Here is a 21,885-nt window from a genome sequence, read left to right on the forward strand (position 1 = left end):
AGGGAGAGGTGCGGTGCCGGGCCGGCCCCTCCCCCCGTGGAAGGACCGGCCCGGACGGTGGTGGGGTGCGGTCAGCTGCGGAGGGGGCCCTCGCAGCTGTAGCTCGACGTGCCCGCGACCCTGGTGGACCAGATGTCGATGGCCCCGAAGCTGCAGTTCATGTCGGCCAGGTTGTTCGACACGGCGCCGGCCCGGTCGAGGATGAAGTAGTCGACGGTCTCGGACATGTCCTTGAAGTTCCGGTCGGGGCTGTTCGCGTCCGACAGGTTGGCGGTGATCCGACCGGTGCAGACGAAGCGGCGCTTGCCGGGCTCTCCGTTCTCGACGCAGTCGGGGGTGTTGTAGGTGGCTGTGGCGAAGGCGGACTTCACGGACGCGAGGGCCGAGTCCCGCAGCTGGTCGTTGGGCGTGAACGTGGTGTTGGGCACGTACAGCTGGTCGACCTTGGCGATCTGTGTGTCGAGGAAGCGGTCGTAGTCGCGCTGGAGTCCGGCGTCGGAGCCCAGCCGGTTGCGCCACGCGTCGTACGCGGCCACGTCGTTGGCCCGCAGGCTGGTGTACATCTCGCGGAGCAGCGAGGGCCGCTCGGTCCAGAGGAACTCGAAGAAGGTGCCGGCGTAGTTGTAGAAGCGGAAGCCGTCGCCGGCGTAGGTGGCGTTGAGGATCTGGCGGATGTTCATCCGGGGGCCGCCGCCCGCGGTGTCGTTGATGATGCCGCGGACGAGGGACTTGCGGACGGCGATGCCGTTGTCGCGGGTGGCTCCGTCGAAGAACTCGGCGGTGCCCTCGTCCATGGCGGTGGTGCGGTCGCCCTGGTACCAGGGGCCCTCGCCGAAGGAGCCGGGGACGGCCCAACGGCCGTTCAGGTAGTGGGTGTACTCGTGGCGGAAGAGCTCTTCGAGGGTGAGGGAGGAGTCCTGCGGGACGCGCCGCTGGTACGTGTAGAAGGTGGCGCCGCGTTCGATGTAGATGCCGCCGTTGTTGGTGTCCATCCCGGTGAGGATGGGGTGGTAGTTCTCGTAGTCCGCGCGGGAGCCGTACAGGACGATGTTCAGGGTGGCGTTGGTGTCGCCGGCGAGCGGCTGGTCGGTGCCGATCACCCGGTGGAACTGGGCCTTGACCTGCTTGCTCGCGTAGTAGAGCTGGTCGACGGTGGCCCGGTCGAGCGCGGTGCGGACCTTGATGCCCCCGTTGTCGTAGGTGTACGTGTACGGGAAGAGCTGCTTCTCGATGTCCTCCTTGCACACGCCGTACGGCTTGCAGGCCTCGTAGAAGTTGAGCCACGAGACGACCTTCGCCCAGGGCTGGCTGCCGCGGCCGAAGGTGTCGACGACGGTGGTGAGCAGCGGGCCGAGGTCGGCGACGACGCCGTCCTTCAGGGCCGCGACCTGGCCGAAGCGGCCGTACTCGCTGAGGGCGTCACGGACGACCCAGGCGTTGGCGGTGCCCTTGAGATGGCTGTAGCCCGCGAAGGCCCTGAAGGCGGCGCGGTAGGCGGGGTCGGCGGCGACGGCCGCGTGGAAGGCGCTGTCCTGGTTGCCCGGGTAGACGCCGAGGTAGTTCACGGAGAGGCCGGCGAGCGCGGCGCCGGCCCAGGCCGGGTCGAGGTTCGTGGCGGTGTGCGAGGGGTCCATGGTGGCGAGGACCCGCTTGATGAGGCCGAGCTGGTGCTGGCGCAGGCCGGGCGCGCTGGCCGCGTTGAGGGCCTCGCGGAGGGTGTTGGCGTTGGTGCCCGTGACGTCGAAGGTGTGCGCGGCGGCGCCGAAGTCGGCGACGGCCCGGCGGACGGCGTCCACGGTGGGGGCGTCGGTGGTGTCGATCTCGCCGCGCGAGAAGTCGTGGTACGCGACGGCGTGCAGGTACGTGAACATCTCCTCCAGGTGGGAGGAGTTCCGTCCGTCGTGGGCGGCGGACAGGCTCGATATGCGGCGGGCGACGGCCTGGACGTGGGCGTCGGACATCACGGGGGCGAGCCGGGCGTCCCAGGTCCATATGAGGGTGCGCAGACAGCCGTCGGCGGTGACCGCCGGGTCGGCGAGGAAGTCGGCGAACCGCTCCGGGGCGAGGCCGGTGATCCCGTCGAGCGTGCAGGGGACGCCGGCCGCGGTGGTTCCGGTGGCGGCCGCGGCGAAGGTCCGCGCGGTGGCGGCGGCCGGTGCCCGGCCGGGGACGCGGCCGGTGGCGAGGCCGCCGGGGGCGGGGGCCGGTCCGAAGGTGGTGCGCGGGGCGGTGGCGAGGTGCTCGACCTCGTCGAAGGGGTTGGCTCCCGACTGCGCCTGGGGGGCCGGTGCGCCGAGCAGGGGCGCGGGGGCGGCGGGCTGTCCGTCCGTCCCGGTCGCGAAGGCACCGGCCTGGCCGGCGGAGGCGAGGACGGTGACGGCGATGGCGGAGGCGAGGAGGGACGAGCGCACACGTCGGTGGAGGAACAACGGAACTCCAGCTGATGAGGGGGGTGGCGCGGGGATGGGTTCGCGAACTGGTCGGGTTCGCACGGCGTATGACGGGCGTTCATCAGGCCGTGTGCGCTGTAACATAGTAATGTGAAATTGCACTGACAACCCCTGTGACGGCATCACTTCCCCGGCGGGCCCCGCAGACCTCCCCCGAAGCGGCTCAATCCGTCACAGAAGCCTCAGGATTCGGCGGCCTTCCGCCGCCACGCCCGCGCCTGACGCACGTGCCCCTGCTCCTCCGAGAGCCGGGCCAGCCGGGTCATCGCACCGACGTGCCCCGCCTTGGCGGCCTTCTCGTACCACCCCTGCGCCGCGTACAGATCACCGCTCCGCTCCCTGGCCCGCCCGAGGGAGACATACGCGTCGACGTCTCCCCTCCGGGCCCGCTCGGTCAGCCAGGCCTCGAGCTCGCCGAGCATCTCGGCGTCGGTGAGCACCCCGGCGAGCAGGCGCCCGCCCTCGTCGTCACCGGCCGCGACCGACTTGCGGTACCAGGCCTTCGCCGCCTCACGGTCCCCCCGCTCCTGCGCGAGGATCCCGAGGGTGTTCATCGCGGCGGTGCTGCCGCCGGCCGCAGCACGGCGGGCCCAGCGGTCGGCCTCGACGCTCTCGCCCCGCTCGTGCAGCAGCTTCCCGAGGACGTACGCGGCGTCGGCGAGGCCCGCCTCGGCGGCCCGCCGGTACCAGCCCTCGGCCTCGGGCAGGGCTCCCCGCTCCCGGTCCAGGTCCCCGAGGACAGCCATCGCGTACGGGTTGCCGCCCTCGGCCGACCGCCGGTACCAGAGGACGCCCTCGGCGTGTTCGCCCCGCTGCCGCATCAGGTACCCGACGATCTCCATCGCCCGGACGTGTCCGGCCCCGGCGGCCGCCCTCAGCAACGGCTCGGCCTCGGTGGGCCGCTGCCACTGGTGGAGCAGGACGCCGAGGGTCACACCGGCCTCGGGATGCCCCGCCGCGACCGCCCGGCGCAGCCAGCGCTCGGCGTCCTCCCGGTCGCCGTGCGTCCCGAGGTGGAGGCCGTACCGGAACATCGCCGTGACGTCACCGGTCTCGGCGGCCTCGCGAAGGCGCCCCGCGTCCGGGCCCCGCCCGCCGTCCCCGCCGCTCCCCCGACTTCCCCTGTCCCCCCGCACGCGCGTCCCCCTTCGCGATCACCCGACGGAATCCGGGGGCCGACGAAGCCGCGCCCAGGGCTGGTCATCCGCCCCTCGGGCCCCCACCATGCTCGTGACTACTCGTGCGTAACTCATCCTAGGGGAAAGCGTGTTGAGATCCCGTGGCCGGACCGCCGTTCCACTGCTCGCCGTCGTCGCGTCCCTGCTCCTGTCGGCCGCGCCCGTCCGGGCCGAGGCTCCCGCCCCGGCCGGGTCCGCCCGTGTCCCCGTCGTGTTCGTCCACGGCTACAACGCCGACCCGGGCGTCTGGGGCGGTCTGCGCGCGGACTTCAGGGCCGACGGATACACCGACGCCGAGCTGTTCTCCTTCGGCTACGACACGCACCGGTCCGTCAACGAGGTCCTGTCCGGCGAACTCGCCGCGTACGTCGAGGGCGTCAAGCGGCAGACCGGGGCGAGCCGGGTCGATCTCGTCGCCCACTCCTTCGGCAGCCTCGTCACCCGCTGGTACGTGCGGTTCGACGCCGCCGGCCAGGCCTCCGTCGCCCACTGGGTCTCCCTCGCGGGCCCCAACCACGGCACCGGCACGGCCTGGGCGTGCGCACTGTGGGACCAGGCCTGCCGCGACATGACCCCGGGCTCCTACGTCCAGAAGAAGCTCGCGGAGGGCGACGAGACGCCCGGGGCCGTGCGCTACGCCACCTGGTGGTCGAACTGCGACGAGGTCATCAACCCCGACAGCAGCGTGCCGCTGGCCGGCGCCGTCAACAACGGCGCCGGCTGTCTCGACCACAACGAACTCCTCGGCGACGACGCGGTCTCCGAGGGGGTCCGCGCGTTCCTGCGCTCGTAGGGCCCGATCCGAACGGCGGGCCTCAGACGGTGACCCGTTCGCCGGCGGGCTCCGCGACCGGCTCGCCGAGCCGCGCCGTCGGGATCCGGAACGTCTCGCGCAGACCCCAGGCGCACAGCACGAGGACCAGCGCCGCCGCGCCGGAGTACAGGCCGACGCCGATCGGGTTGTTGCCGTACGCGATGAACAGGGCGGTCGCGGCGGTGGCCGCCGTGCCGCCGCCCAGCGCGGCACCGGTCTGGTACGTGGCGGAGATCGACGAGTAGCGGGTGGCGGCGGAGAACTGCTCGCCGAGGAAGGCCGGGATGCAGCCCTGCGGGGCGGCCATCAGCACGTTCACCAGGACGTAGGCGAGCGTGGCCAGGACGAGCACATGGCCGTCCACCAGGGGGAAGTACACGAAGAAGAAGGCCGCGTAGGCGAGGGTGCCGAGGATGACGACGGGCTTGCGGCCCTTCCGGTCGGAGAGGAGGGCCATGACCGGCACGGCGATCGTGAAGGCGACGGAGCCCGCGACCTGGAGCAGCAGGGACTCGGTGTAGCTGTAGCCGCGCTCCTCCGCGTACGTCACGGTGAAGATCGTGCCGATGTACGCGAGGGTGTTGTAGCCGAAGGCCACGCCGATGGCCAGCAGCATCTGGCGCGGGTGCCGCCTGATGGAGTCCAGGATGGGAACGCGGGGCGCGCTCCCGGTGCGGCGCTCCTCCTGGGGCATGCGGCTGCGGGCGAGGACGCCGACGAGGACCAGGACGCCGCCCAGCCAGAACGGCAGGCGCCAGGCCCAGGCTTCGAGCTGGTCCTCCGGCAGCAGGGAGATCAGCGTGAAGACGCCCGTCCCGAAGAGGCTGCCGATGCCGATGCCGGCGCTGGTGAAGCTGCCCCACAGACCGCGCCGGTCCTCGGGTGCGTTCTCGATGCCGAAGAGGGAGGCGCCGCCCCACTCGCCGCCGGCCGCGAAGCCCTGGACGAGGCGCAGGGCGACGAGCATGACCGGCGCGGCGATGCCCAGGGTCCCGTACGAGGGGAGGCAGCCGATGAGGAAGGTGCTGCCGCCCATGATCAGGAGCGTCAGGATCAGCATGGACCTGCGGCCGATCCGGTCGCCGAAGTGGCCGATCACGATGCCGCCGAGGGGGCGGGCGATGAAGCCGCTGCCGAACGCCGCGAAGGCCACCAGGGTGCCCACCGTGTGGTCGAAGCTGGGGAAGAAGACGGTCGGGAAGACGATCGCGGCGGCGAGGCCGTAGATGATGAAGTCGTAGAACTCCAGCGCCGTTCCGAATCCGGAGATGAGGAAGGTGCGTGTGCCTCTGGCCGCTCGGGCCTTGAGGCCGGGCCGGACGGTCTCCGTCATGGCGGTTCCTTCGGGGGTGGGGAGGGAGCGGAAGGGAGGGGGAAGCGGGGGACGGGGAGGGAGCGGCGTCAGAAGCGCGCGAGGCCCGCCGTCGGGGCCTCGTGCGGCGCGCCGGCCAGGTAGTCGATCGCGCAGCGGGTCACGTCGAGGCCGACGGTGAGGAGGGTGCCCCACTGCTCGTGCGGCGGCTTGTGCTCGTCGGGTCGCATGCAGACGACGGCGTCGGCCCCGGCGTCGCCGCAGAAGGCCTTCGCCCGCTCGGCGGGCCGGAGTCCCGGCATCGCGCCGCGCACCTCGCGCAGGTGAGCGAGCCGCTCGGCGGTCATGGAGTCGGCCGGTCCGGTGTCCGCCGCCGCGAGTCCGGCGTCGAGGAAGTGGTTGGTGTGCAGCAGCCAGCCGTCCTCGGCCGCCGGGACCACGGCGAGGCCGGCCGGGGAGAGCTCCAGGCTCGCGGCGGAGGAGCCGGCGGTCACCACGGTCAGCGAGGTGGAGGCGCTGACGCGGGCCGTCGAGGCGATCTCGACGGCCTGGTCGAGGGTGTCCGCCTCGTCCAGGATGCGGCGGGCGACCGCGTGCACGGGGACGCCACCGCTCGCGGAGTCGGAGGCGTGGAACAGGATGTTGAAGTGCACGCCGAGGCCGGCGCTGTTCACGCCGATCTTGCCCGGGGCGCCGAACTCGGTGAACAGCTTCACCGTGCGACCCTCGCTCGGCGTCAGCGCGTGCAGCAGCGCCTCCGGGACGAGCAGATCGTGCCAGTCCCAGGTCTGCACGGTCTGCGGCGCGGCTCCCGCGGGGGCGAACACGGCCGTCGAGCACTCGCCCTTCCCGGGCGCCGGGCAGCCGGCGAGGATCTCGGTGCGGGCGCCGACGGCGGCCACCGCCCAGCGCTCGACGCCGGCCGCGTCGGCGCAGGCGTCCGACTCCTCGGCCAGGCCCGGCGCCCAGGCCCGGAGCGCCTCGTGGCTGCGGCCGGCGATGTCGCGGACCTGCTCCACGGGCATGCCGAGGACGGCGAAGTGCTCCCGGTAGAGCTCCGCGACGCGACGGACCTGGGCGCCGAATCGGGCGCCGAGCAGGGTCCCGCGCTCGCGGGGGTCGGTCGTCTCGGTCGTGAGGGTGTGCAGTTCCACGCGCGTTCCTTCGAGGCTGGTGAGGCCGCATGCCAACAGGGGCGGCGCGCATCAAGCTAGAAAGGTAAAACGTTTTATGCAATGCTTCGGGGAAGTATTCGGAGGATTCGGTTCAGGACGGGTGGCGCGGTGACACGGGCGCGGGGCATCACGATCAAGGACGTGGCACGCAGGGCGGGGGTCTCCATCACCGCCGTCTCGCACGCCCTCAACGACAAGGGCACCCTCAGCGCGGCCACGCGCGAGCACATCCGGACCGTCGCGGACGAGATGGGGTACGAGGCGGACGCCCTGGCGCGCGGGCTGCGCCGCTCCACGATGGGAGCGATCGGTCTGGTGCTGCGTTCCCTCGACGCCCTCGGCGACTACGCTCCGGCGGGCGTGGACGTCTTCGAGCGGTTCGTGGGCGCCGCCGCCTCACAGGCCCTGGCCCGCGGTCTCAGCCTCATGCTGGTGCCGGATCTGACCCGGGCACCGGTTCCGCCGCTCGCCTTCTCCCTGGACGGCTACATCGTCACCAACCCGCACGTGGACGACCCGGTCATCGCCCGCCTGGAGGAGCGCGGCATCCCTTACGTGACCTACGGACGGCCGCCCGGCCGCCCGGACTTCACGCACTGGGCCTCGGAGGACGACGAAGACTCCGCCCGCTTGGTCCTGAACCACCTGGCGACCGCCGGGGCCCGCTCCGTCGCCCTCGTACGGGGAACCGACCCGAACGCCTGGAACCTCGAACACCAGGAGATCTACCTCGGCTGGTGCGAGGAGCGCGGCAGCACCCCACGGCTGTACGAGCTGCCCGAGCGCGCGGGCGTCGAAGGCGGTGTGGCCCTGGCCGACCGGATCCTCGACGAGGGGCTGCCGGACGCGGTCTTCTGCCTCACCGGACGGCACGCGGCCGGTGTGCAGCGCGGTCTCATGGCCCGGGGCGTACGGGTTCCCGCGCAGACCATGGTGGTCGCGGGCTCCGACTCCGAGCACGCCCGCAACAGCCGCCCGGCCATCTCGGCCCTGGAACTGAACCCGGTCGACAGTTCGGCGGCTCTCCTCGACATCCTCCAGTCGCTCATCGCCGGCCGCCCCGCCGACGCCCCCCGCCTCACCCGGGCCCGCTTCCGCCCGAGGGCGTCGACCCGGCGCTAGGGCCTGTCCGACCCTGATCCGCCGGACAGGCCCCAGCCCGGCCGGGGACGAGCCGGCCGGCGCGGTGGGGCGATGCCGGCTCAGCCGCGGAAGGGCGGGGAGAGGCGCCGGTGGGATCGTGGCGGCTCAGCCGCGGAAGAACCGGGAGGCACCCGTGGGATCGTGGCGGCTCAGCCGCGGAAGAGCCGGCCGGTGCGCTGGGGCCGGTGACCGGTGCGCGCGGCGGCGAGCAGGGCCTCCCGGTCGACGATCTTGACGCGGGGGCGCCCCTGGAGGCCGCCTTCCGCGCGCTCCCGCGCGTCGATGGCCCGCCAGCCGTCGAGACCGACGGCGTCCGGGTGCCCGCCGGCCGGCGGACCGTCGCCGGCCGGGGCGGTGAGCAGGCCGGCTTCGAGGTCGTCGAGGAGCGCGGAGACGGTCTCCTGGGCACAGGACTTGTTGGTGCCGATGAATCCGCTGGGGCCGCGTTTGATCCAGCCGGTCACGTACACCCCCGGCCGGACGCGGCCCCTTTCGTGGGGCACCGTGCCGGTCGTCTCGTCGAACGGGAGGCCGGGGACGGGCCGGGCGCGGTAGCCGATCGCGCGCAGGACGAGCGACGTCTCGATGGTCTCGGCGTCTTCGCCGGCGCGCGGTCCCGTCCGTTCGACGGTCAGACCGGTCACCCGGTCGTCGCCGACGATCCGTGCCGGGCGGGTCCGGAAGCGCAGCACGATGCGGCGCCGTCCCGGCACGGGGGTCCGGGCGGCGAGCTCGGCGAGCACCCCGGCCCTGGGGTCGGTGCCCTCGGGCACGTCCGCCGGCGGGCCCTCGACGAGGACGTCGACGGTGTCGAGGGCGGCGAGGGCGAGCAGTTCCGGCAGGGTGAAGGCCGCCTCGGCCGGTCCGCGGCGGCCGAGGACGACGACCTCGCGGACGCGGCTCGTGCGCAGGGCGGCCAGCGCCCGGTCGGAGATGTCGGTACGGGCCAGGGCGTCGGGGTCGGCGGTCAGGATGCGGGCGACGTCCAGGGCGACGTTGCCGTTGCCGATGACGACGGCCCTCTCGCCGTCCAAGGTGTAGTGGTCGTCGGCGTGGTCGGGGTGGCCGTTGTACCAGGCCACGAAGTCGGTGGCGGAGGCGCTGCCGGGCAGTTCCTCGCCGTCGATGCCGAGGCGCCGGTCCGTGGCCGCGCCCACGGCGTAGACCACGGCGTGGTGTTCGCGGGCCAGGTCCTCGTGGTGCAGGTCGCGGCCGATCTCCGTGTTGAGCCGGTACGAGAAGCCGGGCTGGCTCTCGACGGCCCGGAAGAGCCGGGCGACGCGCTTGGTGTCCTGGTGGTCGGGCGCCACTCCCGCGCGGGCGAGTCCGTACGGGGTGGGCAGCCGGTCGTGGACGGTGACGGTCACGCCCGGGTACCGGAGCAGCTCGTCGGCGGCGAACAGCCCGGCCGGACCGGCGCCGACGACGGCGACCCTCAACTCGCCCGGGGCCGTGCGGCGTTGGGGCGGCACGACGGCCATCGGCGTGCGGTCCTCGTGCGGGTGGTCTTCGTAGTAGGCCCGGTTGAGTGCGAGGAACGGCAGCTCCGCCTCGGTGAGTCCGGTGTGCGGCTTGAGCGCGTCGACCGGGCAGGCGGTCGTGCAGGCACCGCAGTCGACGCAGGTGCGGGGGTCGACGTACAGCATCTCGGTCTGCCCGAAGCCCGGTTCGCCGGGGGCGGGGTGGATGCAGTTGACCGGGCAGGCCAGCACGCAGGAGGCGTCGGCGCAGCACGACCGGGTGACGACGTAGGGCATGGTTCTCCGTTCACGGATCCGCCGAGTCGGCTCTCGGCCGGCTGCGTCAGGCGGCGTGCGGGGCGGGCTCGCCGCGGTGGCGGGAGGGGCGGCCGTCGATGCGCAGTGCCTTCCAGACCCGCCGTGAGGCCCTGTTCATCAGGCCGATGTCCTCGGCGAGCATCCGCACGTCGGAGAAGAGGTCGCGGAGCATCTTCTCGCCGTCGGGCGACTTCCAGAAGATGTCCTTGATGACCCAGTGGGGCACGCCTATCGTCTCGGCGGTCTTCCGGTCGGGGACGACGATGACGTCGCCGAGCACCCGCATGATCACCGGGAAGGCCACCGACAGCGCGCCCCGGCGCGCCCTGCCGTAGCCGGGGACCTTGACGCGCAGGAACTCGTGGGCGAAGGAGATGTGCCGGGCCTCCTCGGCGACGTGGATCTGCATGAGCCGGCGCATCAGCGGGTGGATCTCGTCGCCGCTGCGCAGGATCGCCTTCTGGAGGTGGTCGATGGGCTCCTCGCCGGCGAGGACGCCGGTGAAGAACGACTCGGGGATCAGCGAGCCGGCCAGCGGCAGGAAGCGGCTGAGGACGCGGAAGGAGCGCCGTCCGCCGGGCACGTCGGCGCCCGCGCGGTTCACGAACTCCTGGAACATCTGGGTGTGGTGGCACTCCTCCGTGACCTCGTGGGTGAGGTAGCGGAACTCCGGGTCCTGGTTGCGCAGGGAGAAGAGGTAGTCCATCACCCCGCGGATGAGGACGTTCTCGAACTGCATGCCCACCTTGACGATGTTGGCGTACCGCCACAGTCCGATGCGCGTCCGGACCTCCAGCGGCTGCTCCTGGTACCAGGGGTGGCCGCCGAGGGGGTCGGCCGCGGGAAGCACCCAGCGGGGGTCCGCCGGGTCGATGGCGAAGTCGGGGTGGTCCCAGTCGATGTCGGTGAACGCGTCGAAGTGGAGGTGCACCGAGGCCTCGGACAGGGTCCGGAGCCTCTCGTGATAGCTCTGCACGCTGGTCATCATCGTCCTCGGTCTCTCGCGGTCGGCCGTCCGGAGGGGGCGGGGGATCGGGGTCAGGCCGCCGGCGACCTGTCCTGCCGGCCGGCGGGCCGCTCGTCGGGGACCGCGCGGTCGAAGCGGAGGGCGGGGTCCTCGATCGGGGACCGCCGCAGCGCGCGGCGGTCGCGGTAGTAGTTGTTCCAGATCCGCCACGGGTCGCGGGTGCCCTGGCGGGGCATGAGGGCGTCGCCGCGTGCGATGTAGCCGGAGGTCAGGGACTCGCCCATGACGGAGACGGCGGAGCGGTCGGACTCCGCGGCGACGGGGGTGACGGCGGTGAGGCCCTGCCGGTCCATGTGGGCGATCAGTCGGCTGACGTAGGCGGCGGCGAGGTCGGCCTTCAGCGTCCAGGAGGCGTTGGTGTAGCCGATGATCATTGCCAGGTTGGGGACGCCGTCCAGCATCACGCCCTTGTAGAGCAGGTGGTCGCGGGTGACGACGGGCTTGCCGTCGACCGCGAGTTCCATGCCGCCGGCGAGCTGCATGCGCAGGCCGGTGGCCGTGACGACGATGTCGGCGGGGATCTCCTCGCCGGACCTGACCTTGATCCCGGTCTCGGTGAACGTCTCGATGTGGTCGGTGACCACGGACGCCCGGCCGCTCCTGAGCGTCGTGAAGAGGTCGCCGCCGGGCACGACGCACAGCCGCTGGTCCCAGGGCTTGTACGCCGGCGTGAAGTGGCGCATGTCGACGCTCTTGCCGAGCCGCGCCCGTACCGCGCCGAGGAGCACCTTGCGCATGAGGCGGGGGGCCTTGCGGCACAGGGCGTACAGGGCGCGCTGCATCGCGATGTTGCGGGCGCGCCCGACCCGGTGGACGAGCGCGGCCGGGACGCGCAGTCTGCGCAGGAGGACCGAGAGGGGGTCGTCCGCGGGGAGCGCCAGGATGTACGTGGGCGAGCGCTGGACCATGGTGACGTGCGCGGCGTCGGGGGCCATCGCGGGGACGAGGGTGATGGCGGTGGCGCCGCTGCCGATGACGACGACGCGCTTGCCCGCGTGGTCGAGGTCCCGGGGCCAGTGCTGCGGGTGCACGAGGGTGCCCCGGAAGCGCTGCTCGCCGGGGAACTCGGGGCGGTGGCCCGCGTCGTAGTCGTAGTAGCCGGTGGCGCCGACGAGGAAGCGGGCGGTGAGGACGTGGGTCTCGCCGGTGGCCTCGTCGCGGGTCTCGACGGTCCAGCGGCCCTCCTCGCCCGACCAGTCCGCCCGGACCGCGCGGCGGCCGAAGCGGATGCGGTCGGTGACGCCGTGCTCCTCGGCGGTGGCCCGGATGTAGCGCCGGATGTCCGTGCCGCCGGCGAGGACCTTGGTGCCGTGCCAGGCGCGGAAGCCGTAGCCGAAGGTGTACATGTCCGAGTCCGAGCGGATGCCGGGGTAACGGAACAGGTCCCAGGTGCCGCCGATCGCGGAGCGCCGCTCGATGATCGCGTACGTGGTCCCCGGGTTGCCGGCGAGCAGATGGCAGGCGGCACTGATCCCGGACAGACCCGCGCCGATGATCAGCACGTCGACGTGCTCGTTCCCCATGTCCATCCCCTCTGCGGCCGGTGGTGGCGGTGCATTCTCCCCCAGGCACCGGAATTTACCTGTGTCACCGCGTCCAAGGTACTGGCGGTAACGTGACGTGCGCCACCCCTTGCGCCCTGGCACGTCGCGGCCGCCGGGTACGATCCACGCCGTGGCCGAGGACAGACACACACGCGACGACGGGCGCCCCGACGGCCGCGACACACGCTGGACGGGCCACCGTGCCGAGCGCCGGGACCAGATCCTCACGGCGGCCCTCGCCGTCATCGGGCGCGAGGGGACGGCGGTCAGCGTGGCGGCGATCGGCGCCGAGGCCGGTGTGCCCCGTTCCGTCGTCTACCGGATCTTCCGCAGTCGCGAGGACCTCGACGAGCAGATCCGCGCGCGCATCACCGACGACCTGATGACCGCCCTCTCCCCCGCCCTCGGCCCCAAGGGCACCATCCGGGAGGCGATCGAGCTCGGGGCGGCCACCTATGTGGGCTGGGTGGCGCTCCACCCCCACCTCCACCGGTTCCTCGGTACGGGTTCGCCCGCCGTCACGGGCACCCGTACGGCCATCGCCCTCCACCTGGCCCTGCTCCTGGACACGTACGCCGAGCGCTTCCTCGACGGCCGGACGGCGCCCACGGGCTTCCACCACAACCTGGCGTTCGGCATGGTCGGCCTGGTGGACGGCGTGGTGAACCAGTGGGCCGCGGACCCCGAGTCGAGAAGCTCCCTCGCCGACCTGACCCACTTCCTGAGCGACGCCCTCTGGGGCGTGCTCGCGAGCGCGACGGCACGCCTGGGCATCACGCTCGACCCCGACCAGCCGATCGACCTGACCTGAGCCGACCTGATCTGAGCGACCTGATCTGATCTGATCCACCCTGACCTGACCTGATCCGATCAGCCGTGGCCTCATCCGACCTGCGTCGACGGCCCCGTGTCCACCGACCGGTGGACACGGAGTTCAACCGGCCGATCCTGTCGGCCGGAACCCTCCGCCGACGAGTCTGGGCGTATGACGAACCCGACCGTACGCATGGCCCGTCACAGCGCCCGGCATCCCTGGCGCGCGCTGATCGGCTGGCTCCTCTTCGTGGCCCTCTGCCTGGGCGCGGGCATCGCCCTCGGCGCCAACCCCGCGACCACGGAGGACTTCCGCATCGGCGAGGCGGGCCGGGCCGAGGCCCTCGCGGCCGAGGGCGGTCTCCAGCAGAAACCCCTCGAACGCGTCCTCGTCCAGGCCGCGCCCGGCACCGGCCCGCTCGACCGGGCGGAGGCCGAGGCCGCCGCGCGCGAGATCGCCGCCCGGATGCGGCAGTTGCCCGAGGTGCTGGCGGTGGCCGAGCCGGTCCCCGACGCGGAGCACACCGCGCTGCGCGTCGACATCACCATGAAGGGCGCCGAGTTCGACGGGAAGAAGCACGTCGACGCGCTGCTCGCGCAGACCGCCGCCGTCCGGGCCGCGCACCCGGGGCTGCTCGTCGAGGAGGTCGGAAGCCCCTCCATCGGCAAGGGCGTCGACAAGCTCCGCGGCGACGACCTCTCCCGCACGGAGGTCATCGCACTGCCCGTCACCCTGATCACCCTGCTGATCGTCTTCGGCTCCGTGGTGATGGCCGTCGTCCCGCTGCTGCTCGCGCTCTCCTCGATCGTGGCCGCCGTCGGCCTGTCGATGATCGCCTCGCACGTCTTCCCCGACGCCGGTGTCGGCACCAACGTCATCCTGCTGATCGGCCTCGCCGTCGGCGTCGACTACACCCTCTTCCACCTGAAGCGGGAGCGCGAGGAACGGGCCCGCGCGGCCGGCGGACGGCTCGGCACGCAGGCCCTGGTGGAGCTCGCCGCCGCGACCTCGGGCAGGGCCGTGGTCGTCTCCGGGCTCGCCGTGGCCGTCTCCAGCGCCACCCTGTACCTCGCGGACGACGTCATCTTCTCCTCCATCGCCACCGGAGCCGTCGTCGTCACGCTGGTCGCCGTCCTCAGCTCCCTGACCGTCCTGCCGGCGCTCCTCGCCCTCCTCGGCGCACGCGCCGAACGCCGGAGGGCCCGCGGGAAGCCGCTGCGGCGGGACCGCGCTTCGCGTACGGGCCGCACCGGCGGCCGGATCACCGCCGCCGTCCTCCGACCCGTCGCCAAGCACCCCGCCGTGACGTTCGCCGTCTCCACCCTCGCGCTCCTCGCGCTCGCCCTGCCGGTCCTGCACGTCGACATCACGGAGATGAGCCGCGAGACGCACTCGCGCGCCATCCCCGCCATGCGGACGTACGACCGGCTCATGGCCGCCTACCCCGAGCTGAAGGCCATGCACCAGGTGGTCGTACGAGCCGACCCGGAGCGGGCCGGGGAGGTCGCCGCGGCCCTGCGCACCCTCGCGGACCGGGCGGGTGCCGAGGACCCGGCGATCGGCGGCGCGCCCGTCCTGCGGACCTCGGCCGACCGCCGGACCACCCTCCTGGAACTGGCCGTCCCCCGCTCCGTGAGCAGCCCCGAGGCCCGCGCCTCGCTCGACCGGCTCCGCGGCGACCTCGTGCCCAGGACCGTCGGCGCGCTCGCCGGCACCGAGGTCGCCGTCACCGGCGAGGTCGCCCGCTACGCCGACTACCCCGCCCACCAGAAACGGAAGTTGCCCCTCATCATCGGGGCGCTGCTCCTCGTCACCTTCGTGATGACCGTGTGGGCGTTCCGGTCCGTGGTCCTCGGCCTCGTCGGCGTCCTCCTCAACCTGCTCTCCGCGTTCGCCTCGCTGGGCGTCCTCGTCCTGGTCTTCCAGCACCGATGGGCCGAAGGGGTCCTCGACTTCACGTCCACGGGCTCGATCGGATCCCGCGTCCCCCTCTTCCTCTTCGTGATCCTCTTCGGACTCTCCATGGACTACCAGGTGTTCGTGATCAGCCGGATCCGCGAGGCGCGCCTCGACGGCGTCCCCACCCGACAGGCGGTGCTCCAGGGCCTGTCCTCGTCGGCCGGGGTCGTCACCAGCGCGGCCGTGGTGATGGTGACGGTGTTCGCGAGCTTCGCCGCACTGCACCTCATCGAGATGAAGCAGATCGGCTTCAGCCTCGCGGTCGCGGTCCTCCTCGACGCCTTCGTGATCCGGATCCTGGTCCTGCCCTCCCTGATGCTGCTGCTCGGCGAGGCCAACTGGTGGCCCGCGCGCGGCATTCCCCGATCCGGGGAGCCCGAGCGGCCGGAGCCCCGACCGGTGTCCGTAGGCTGACCGGATGAATGACGGGACGGCATCCACAGGTGCGGAGCGGCCGGCGCTCACCGCCCTCCGCCGCTGGTACACCGCCGCCTGGCTGCTCCTCGGTCTGATCCCCACGGTCATCGGCGTCGGCAACGACTCGGGGCCCCTGAAATGGGCCTCGCTGGCCCTGGTGGCGGCGGCCCTCGCGTACACGGCCGTCCACCGCGCCCGCCACCACTCGCAGGCCTACCTGGCGGCCCTGGCCGCCGGGCTCGGCGCGATGGCGGCCCTCCCCGGCGGCGGCGCGGCCCTGCTGATCGCCGCCCTCCCCCAGTTCTGGTTCCAGACCCGTGGTCCCCGGACCGCCGTCCTGCTCAGCGGCTGCGCGGCTGCCGCGACGGCGGCGGGGAGCGTCTGGCGCGACTCCCCGGGGAACGCGGCCGCCGCCCTCACCGGATACGCCGTGTCCGTCCTGGCGGGACTCCTGCTCCACCGTCTCGTCACGGACGGCGAGGCCCGCGCCACCGCACTCGCGGCCGAACTCTCCCTCGCCCAGGAGCGGTTGGCCGCCGCCCATCGCGCCCGGGGCGCGGCGGACGAGCGGGAGCGGATGGCCCGGGAGATCCACGACACCCTCGCCCAGGGCTTCGCCTCCATCATCGTCCTCGCCGAGGCCGCCCGAGCCGGGCTCGACGAGGACGCGGAGCACACGGCCCGGCAGCTGCGCTCCATCGAGCAGACGGCCCGCGAGAACTTCGCCGAGGCCCGGGTCCTGGTGGGCGCGGCCCCGCACAGCGGGCTCCGGCCCGGCTCGGTGGTGCCGACCCTGCGCCGCACCCTGGAGCGGTTCACCCAGGACACGGGCATCACGGTCGACGCCGAGCTGGCCGAGGACGTCCACTGCGACCAGCAGACCCGGATCGCGCTGTTGCGCTGCACCCAGGAGTCGCTGGCCAACGTGCGCAAGCACGCCGACGCGAGCACCGTCGGCGTGGTCCTCGCCCAGGGTCCGTACGCCATCGAGCTGGAGATCACCGACGACGGCCGGGGCTTCGTGGTCGAGGAGTCGCGTGGTTTCGGTCTCGACGGCATGCGCAAGCGGCTCGCCGAACTCGACGGAGAACTGACGGTGACCAGCTCGGTCGGGGACGGCACCCGCGTCCTCGCGACCTTCCACACGAACGGACGGCCCTGACATGCCCGAAGTGCACGAGCCCCTCCGGATCGTGGTCGTCGACGACCACACCGTGATGCGCGCCGGAGTGGTCGCCCTCCTGGCCCCGGTCCCGGACATCTCCGTCGTCGGCGAGGCGGGCGACGGCCGCGAGGCCCTCGACCTCGTCGAACGACTGGCACCCGACGTCGCGCTCGTCGACCTGCGGATGCCGGTCATGGACGGCGTCGAGGCCACCGCCGCGATCACCGCGGGACCCGCCGGGACGCGGGTGCTCATCCTCACCACGTACGACACGGACGTCGAGATCGAGCGGGCGGTCGAGGCCGGTGCCGTCGGCTACCTGCTGAAGGACACCACCGCCGACCAGCTCGCCGAGGCCGTGCGCGCCGCGGCCCGCGGCGAGACCGTCCTCGCTCCCCGCGTCGCCGAACGCCTGGTCGCCCTGATGCGCCGCCCCGCCCCGGTCGTCCTGACCGCGCGCGAGCGGGACGTGCTGGGCGCGGTGGCCGACGGCCTCTCCAACGCGGAGATCGGCCGGCGTCTCGTCATCGCGGAGGCCACGGTCAAGACCCACCTCCTGCGCGTCTTCGCCAAGCTGGACGTCAGCGACCGCACCCACGCCGTGGTCGTGGCCCTGGAGCGGGGCCTCCTGACCCGTCGTGAGCCCCCGCGCAGGGCCGGTGGAGCCGGTACGCACCCGGCCTGAGCGGACCGGCGAAGGGCTCGTTCCCGACCGGCGGCCCGGGTCCGGCTCCCCTCTTGTCCCCCTCGTCTCCCTTGCCTCCCTCACCCTTCCCCTCTCTCCCACCCCTTGGCCGCCCGCCCGGTGCGCGCCTACGATGCCGATGATCAACGCCACCGCGCAGAGCGGCGGTCGCATTCCGGGGGGAAGCAGCATGGATCCGTACAACGTGCCGGTCGGGCCCGCGGCCGTGAACGGTCCCCGCTACCGCTTCCGCAACCCCGCCGGGCCGGCACTCGTCGTCCAGTGTCTGATCGCCACATCGGCCCTCGCCGAGCTGTACATCGTCTTCACCGGCCCCGACGCCCCCTGGCTCGAGGACGGGGGCGCCGCGCTCGGCTTCCTCCAGATCGCCTGCTGGATCTCGTTCCTGGTCTGGTTCCACCGCGCCCGCTGCAACGCCGAGGTGCTCGCCCCGGGCACCCACAAGTACGCTCCGGGCTTCGCCCTCGGCGCCTGGATCGTCCCGCTCGCCATGTGGTGGCTGCCCCGGCGCATCACCCTGGACATCCGGCGCGCCGGCGGCCCGCCCCGCGACGCCTGGCTGATCAACGCCTGGTGGTTCCTCTGGCTCTGCGACGGCCCGATCTCGGTCGCGGTGCACCTTCTGGTGCTCAAGCAGACCAACTACCACAACCCGGTCGACCACGCCATCGGCATCCTTGACTCCGTCCTGGCGATCGCCGTGATCCGCCGTGTGACCGCCGACCAGCCGGCCGGACCTCTCCCGTACTTCAACATGACCTGAACGGCGGTCGCCGCCGACGTGAACGATCCAAGTGGCGGGCGCCACACAGGAGAAGAGTTGTGGAAGGACCCGTGGCGAGGTCCGGAAGCGCGGCAGCGGAGCGTTAGCGAGACGTGAGTACCGCGCGGGAAGCTGGTCGAGACCATCGTGACCGGTGCACCGGCCACGGACCAGCAGACCACGGGGAGCCTCACCGTGCGGGGCGACCACCGGCCGGAAGGCCGCCGTCGCCCCGCCGGCCACTCCCGGGCGCCCGACCACGCCCGGACGGTCGAGGCGAGTGAGAAAGAGCAGGTGGCGGAAGTGCTCACCACACGAGTGACGGTGACGGTCCACGCATCCGATCCGCTCAGCCGGGCCGGGCTCATCAGCCATTTAAGGCATCAGCCGAGCATCGACTTCGTGCCCGAGCACGACGACGGGGGCCGGGACGCCCCCGCGGTGGCCGTGATGCTCGCGGACCGGATCGACGAACCCACCACCGCGGAACTCAGGCGCCTGCTGCGCGGCCGCGACCAGCGCGTCGTGCTCGTCGCCCGCGAGCTGCGCGAACCCGACCTCCTGACGGTGGTCGAGTACGGGGTACGGGCCATCATCTGGCGCCATCAGGCCACGGAGCAGCGGCTGTTGAGCGCCGTGCACAGCGCGGCGCGGGGCGAGGGCGAACTGCCGCCGGACCTGGTCAGCCGCCTCCTGAACCAGGTGGGGCGCCTGCAGCGGGCGACGGCGGGGGGAACGGCCACGGGAGGGGCGGTGCCGCTCTTCGGGATGGCGCCGCGCGAGGTGGACGTCCTGCGCCTGCTCGCGGAGGGCCTGGACACCCGGCAGATCAGCGAGAAGCTCGCCTACTCCGAGCGCACCGTCAAGAACATCCTGCACTCGCTCATGACCCGTCTCCAGCTCACCAACCGGGCGCATGCCGTCGCGTACGCGCTCCGCGAAGGCTACATCTGATGATCCATGAGATAGACGAGGCGCTGCGCCGGCTGCTCGCCCCGGCCGTCACGGGCGACGTCGCCTTCGACGCGCCGACCCGGGACTGGGCGGCCCGGCGCAACGCGCCCACGCTGAACGCCTACCTGTACGACATCCGGGAGGACGTGGCCCGGCGCGAGCGCGGCACGCGCGCCGAGCGGGACGCCGACGGGATCGTGACGCGGAGGCGTCAACCGCCGCGGTGGTTCCGGCTCTCGTACCTGGTGACCGCCTGGACCTCGCGGCCCGAGGACGAACACCGGCTCCTCTCGGGCGCGCTGGCCCTGCTCCTGCCGCACGAGGCGCTGTCCGGCGCCGCGGTGCCGGAGTCCGTGCGGTCGATGGCCACGTCCCTGCCGCTCTCCGTCGCGGTGCCGCCCGCCGAGTCGCGCTCGCTCGCGGACATCTGGTCGGCGCTCGGCGGCGAACTCAAGCCCTCGCTCGACGTCGTGGTCACCACACCGTTCCCGGTCACCCCGGTGTACGAGGTGGCGCCTCCGGTCACCGAGGCGGAGGTCCTCGTGCGCGGGATCGACGGCGTACCCGGCGACTCCAGGCCCCGGGTGCGGCGACGCATCGGAGTCAGGACGGACTCGGCGCCGGAGGGTGGCGCGTGAGCGAGGACGACCGCACGGGTCCCGACGGCCTGCTCGGACTGCTCTCCGCCCTCCGGGCGCGGGTCGCCGCCCTCGTGGACGCCCGCGGCGCCGGGGATCCCACGGCGGGCGACCCGCTGCGCGGCCTGTACGTCACCGAGGAGACTGCCCGGCGGATCGCGGAGACGCCGCCGACGGCGGAGCGGGACCACGCCGTCCCGCTCCCGGACGTCGCCGGAGTGGACCGGCTCGCCCGCCTGACGCGGGACTTCGGGCTCACGGCCCTCGACGCGCACATCCTCGTCGCGGCGCTCGCGCCCGACGTGGACCGGGGCTTCGAGGCGCTGTACGGGTACCTCAACGACGATGTCGGCCGGCGCCGCGCCACCGTGGCGCTGGCTCTGGACCTCGCGGGCACGGGCCCCTCCGACCCGGCCGCCCGTGACCGCTTCCACCCGGCCGCGCCGCTGCGGTCCGGCGGCCTCCTGGAGGTCGAGGACGAGGACCGGCCTCTGCCCGGGCGGGCCCTGCGTGTGCCGGAGCGGGTGGTGGCGCACCTCCTCGGCGACGACGGGCGGCTCGACGCCCAACTGGCGGGCACCGGAGTGGAACTGCTCACCCCGGCCGAGCCGGAGACCGATGTCGCCGCCACGCCGCTCGGCGCGCGTGTCGTCGCCGCCGGACCCGTCACCGTCCATCTGCGGGAGCGTGTCCCGGGGGCCTCCACCGATGGGGTGGTGGAGGCCCTGCGGGCCACCGGGCGGCCCGTGCTGCGGTACCGGCCGGAGTCCGTGGACGAGGTGACGGCGCGGGCGCTGGTGCGCGAGGCCAGGCTGCGTGGCGCCGCCGTGGTCGTCGAGCCGCTGCCTCCGCGGCCGGGGCCGCTGGTGCGCGCGCTCGCCTCGTCCGGCGCGACGGTGGTTCTCGCCGGCGCCGAGGCACCTGATCCCCTGTGGGCCCCGGACGCGGAGCTCGTCGCCGTCGACACGCCGGGGGAAGCGGCGGGGTCCGGTGGTCTGTGGCACCGCGAACTCGACGCGTCGGAGCTGGACTTCGACCTGGACGCGGCCACCGCCCCGTACCGTCTGAGCGGCGATCAGGTGCGCCGGGCGGCGCGCTCCGCCCGGGCGCTCGCCGCGTTCGAGGGGACCGCGCTGACCCTCGCGCAGCTGCAGCGCGGCGCCCGGCTGGTCTCGGCGCCGCTCCTCGACAGCCATGCGCGACGGGTCCGGCCCGCCGTCGGGTTCGCCGATCTGGTGCTGCCCGAGGAGCCGCTGGGGCTGCTGCGCGAGCTGACCGGCCGGGCCCGCGACCGGGACCGGGTGCTCGGCGAGTGGCGGCTGCGGAGGGGCGGCGGGCGCGGGCGGGGTGTCGTCGCGCTGTTCGCCGGGGAGTCCGGCACCGGAAAGACGCTCGGCGCGGAGGTCGTGGCGGGCGAACTGGGCCTGGACCTCTATGTGGTGGACCTTTCGTCGGTGGTCGACAAGTACGTCGGCGAGACCGAGAAGAACCTGGAGCGGATCTTCGCCGAGGTGGACCGCACGGACTGTGTGCTCCTCTTCGACGAGGCCGACGCGGTCTTCGGCAAGCGCTCGGAGGTGAAGAGCTCGCACGACCGGTACGCCAACCTGGAGAGCGCCTATCTGCTCCAGCGCCTGGAGGCGTTCGACGGGATCGCGGTCCTCACGACCAACCTCCGGGCCAACATCGACGAGGCGTTCACCCGCCGGCTCGACCTGGTGGTGGACTTTCCCTTCCCGGACCCCGGGCAGCGAGTCTCGCTCTGGCACTCCTGCCTGGCGGGCACGCCGAGGGCGGAGGGAGTGGACGAGGAGATCGCGCGGTGCGCCCAGGAGTTCGAGCTGGCCGGCGGCGCGATCCGCTCGGCGGCGGTGACGGCCGGCTATCTGGCGGCGGCCCGCGGCTCGGCGGTGACCGGCGAGGACGTGCGCGCCGGGGCACGGCGCGAGTACCAGAAGGCGGGCCGGCTCGTCCCGGACGCCGGCATGCCCTGGGCGCCGTGAGGGCACGCGCCAGGCGAACGGCCGAGGGGGCCACCCGTGTGCGGG

General features: G+C 73.2%; 17 protein-coding genes. 10 read left to right on the forward strand and 7 right to left on the reverse strand.

Annotated elements, in window-relative coordinates:
• Positions 1–71 precede the first annotated feature (71 nt).
• Positions 72–2,429: a collagenase gene (locus tag IE237_RS10040; RefSeq protein WP_189801439.1), complete on the reverse strand. Its 2,358-nt coding sequence runs from the start codon at positions 2,427–2,429 to the stop codon at positions 72–74.
• 203 nt (positions 2,430–2,632) lie between these two features.
• A complete protein-coding gene (locus IE237_RS10045) occupies positions 2,633–3,586 on the reverse strand; it encodes a tetratricopeptide repeat protein (RefSeq protein WP_189801440.1) in 954 nt (317 codons plus the stop codon).
• A 184-nt stretch (positions 3,587–3,770) separates the two neighbouring features.
• Between IE237_RS10045 and IE237_RS10050 the strand changes: the two genes are divergently transcribed.
• Positions 3,771–4,421: an esterase/lipase family protein gene (locus IE237_RS10050; RefSeq protein ID WP_440862282.1), complete on the forward strand. Its 651-nt coding sequence runs from the start codon at positions 3,771–3,773 to the stop codon at positions 4,419–4,421.
• Between the two features lie 22 nt (positions 4,422–4,443).
• On the opposite strand, the gene IE237_RS10055 is transcribed toward IE237_RS10050, so the two are convergent.
• Both IE237_RS10055 and IE237_RS10060 read right to left on the reverse strand, forming a co-directional pair.
• Positions 4,444–5,775, reverse strand: a complete 1,332-nt coding sequence (locus tag IE237_RS10055; RefSeq protein ID WP_189801441.1) for an MFS transporter — start codon at positions 5,773–5,775, stop codon at positions 4,444–4,446.
• A gap of 68 nt (positions 5,776–5,843) precedes the next feature.
• Positions 5,844–6,908, reverse strand: a complete 1,065-nt coding sequence (locus tag IE237_RS10060) for a C45 family autoproteolytic acyltransferase/hydrolase (protein WP_189801442.1) — start codon at positions 6,906–6,908, stop codon at positions 5,844–5,846.
• 162 nt (positions 6,909–7,070) lie between these two features.
• Here IE237_RS10060 and IE237_RS10065 point away from each other — a divergent pair, with 162 nt between their 5' ends.
• Entirely contained in the window at positions 7,071–8,051 is a 981-nt protein-coding gene (locus IE237_RS10065; RefSeq protein ID WP_229842499.1) for a LacI family DNA-binding transcriptional regulator, read from the forward strand.
• Between the two features lie 170 nt (positions 8,052–8,221).
• Here IE237_RS10065 and IE237_RS10070 read toward each other — a convergent pair whose 3' ends face one another.
• From IE237_RS10070 to IE237_RS10080, 3 genes are all read right to left on the reverse strand, one after another.
• Positions 8,222–9,829 carry an FAD-dependent oxidoreductase gene (locus tag IE237_RS10070; RefSeq protein WP_189801444.1) on the reverse strand — a complete coding sequence of 536 codons (1,608 nt, stop codon included), beginning with the start codon at positions 9,827–9,829 and terminating at the stop codon, positions 8,222–8,224.
• A 46-nt stretch (positions 9,830–9,875) separates the two neighbouring features.
• On the reverse strand, positions 9,876–10,826 hold the full coding sequence (locus IE237_RS10075) for an AurF N-oxygenase family protein (RefSeq protein ID WP_440862281.1): 951 nt from the start codon (positions 10,824–10,826) through the stop codon (positions 9,876–9,878).
• Positions 10,827–10,888: 62 nt separating this feature from the next.
• Positions 10,889–12,400 carry a flavin-containing monooxygenase gene (locus IE237_RS10080; protein WP_189801445.1) on the reverse strand — a complete coding sequence of 504 codons (1,512 nt, stop codon included), beginning with the start codon at positions 12,398–12,400 and terminating at the stop codon, positions 10,889–10,891.
• Positions 12,401–12,551: 151 nt separating this feature from the next.
• On the opposite strand from IE237_RS10080, the gene IE237_RS10085 reads away from it, so the two are divergent.
• The 8 genes from IE237_RS10085 to IE237_RS10120 all read left to right on the forward strand — a co-directional run bounded on the left by IE237_RS10085 (position 12,552) and on the right by IE237_RS10120 (position 21,840).
• Positions 12,552–13,232 (forward strand): TetR/AcrR family transcriptional regulator, encoded by a 681-nt coding sequence (locus IE237_RS10085; protein ID WP_189801446.1) that lies wholly within the window; start codon positions 12,552–12,554, stop codon positions 13,230–13,232.
• A 174-nt stretch (positions 13,233–13,406) separates the two neighbouring features.
• Positions 13,407–15,608, forward strand: coding sequence for an MMPL family transporter (locus IE237_RS10090; protein WP_189801447.1), 2,202 nt, complete (start codon positions 13,407–13,409; stop codon positions 15,606–15,608).
• A gap of 4 nt (positions 15,609–15,612) precedes the next feature.
• The gene (locus tag IE237_RS10095) at positions 15,613–16,773 is read left to right on the forward strand and encodes a sensor histidine kinase (RefSeq protein ID WP_189801448.1); all 1,161 of its coding nucleotides are present in this window, start codon (positions 15,613–15,615) and stop codon (positions 16,771–16,773) included.
• 1 nt (position 16,774) lies between these two features.
• Positions 16,775–17,461 (forward strand): response regulator, encoded by a 687-nt coding sequence (locus tag IE237_RS10100; protein ID WP_189801449.1) that lies wholly within the window; start codon positions 16,775–16,777, stop codon positions 17,459–17,461.
• 190 nt (positions 17,462–17,651) lie between these two features.
• On the forward strand, positions 17,652–18,245 hold the full coding sequence (locus IE237_RS10105) for a DUF4328 domain-containing protein (RefSeq protein ID WP_189801450.1): 594 nt from the start codon (positions 17,652–17,654) through the stop codon (positions 18,243–18,245).
• A 303-nt stretch (positions 18,246–18,548) separates the two neighbouring features.
• Positions 18,549–19,199, forward strand: coding sequence for a helix-turn-helix transcriptional regulator (locus IE237_RS10110; RefSeq protein WP_189801657.1), 651 nt, complete (start codon positions 18,549–18,551; stop codon positions 19,197–19,199).
• Positions 19,199–19,837 carry a Pvc16 family protein gene (locus IE237_RS10115; RefSeq protein WP_189801451.1) on the forward strand — a complete coding sequence of 213 codons (639 nt, stop codon included), beginning with the start codon at positions 19,199–19,201 and terminating at the stop codon, positions 19,835–19,837. The genes IE237_RS10110 and IE237_RS10115 overlap by 1 nt, the downstream gene beginning before the upstream one ends.
• Entirely contained in the window at positions 19,834–21,840 is a 2,007-nt protein-coding gene (locus IE237_RS10120; RefSeq protein ID WP_189801452.1) for an ATP-binding protein, read from the forward strand. The genes IE237_RS10115 and IE237_RS10120 overlap by 4 nt, the downstream gene beginning before the upstream one ends.
• The last annotated feature ends 45 nt before the right edge of the window (positions 21,841–21,885 follow it).

The organism is Streptomyces tanashiensis (assembly GCF_014648895.1).
In the GTDB taxonomy this organism is placed as follows: Bacteria; Actinomycetota; Actinomycetes; order Streptomycetales; family Streptomycetaceae; genus Streptomyces; species Streptomyces tanashiensis.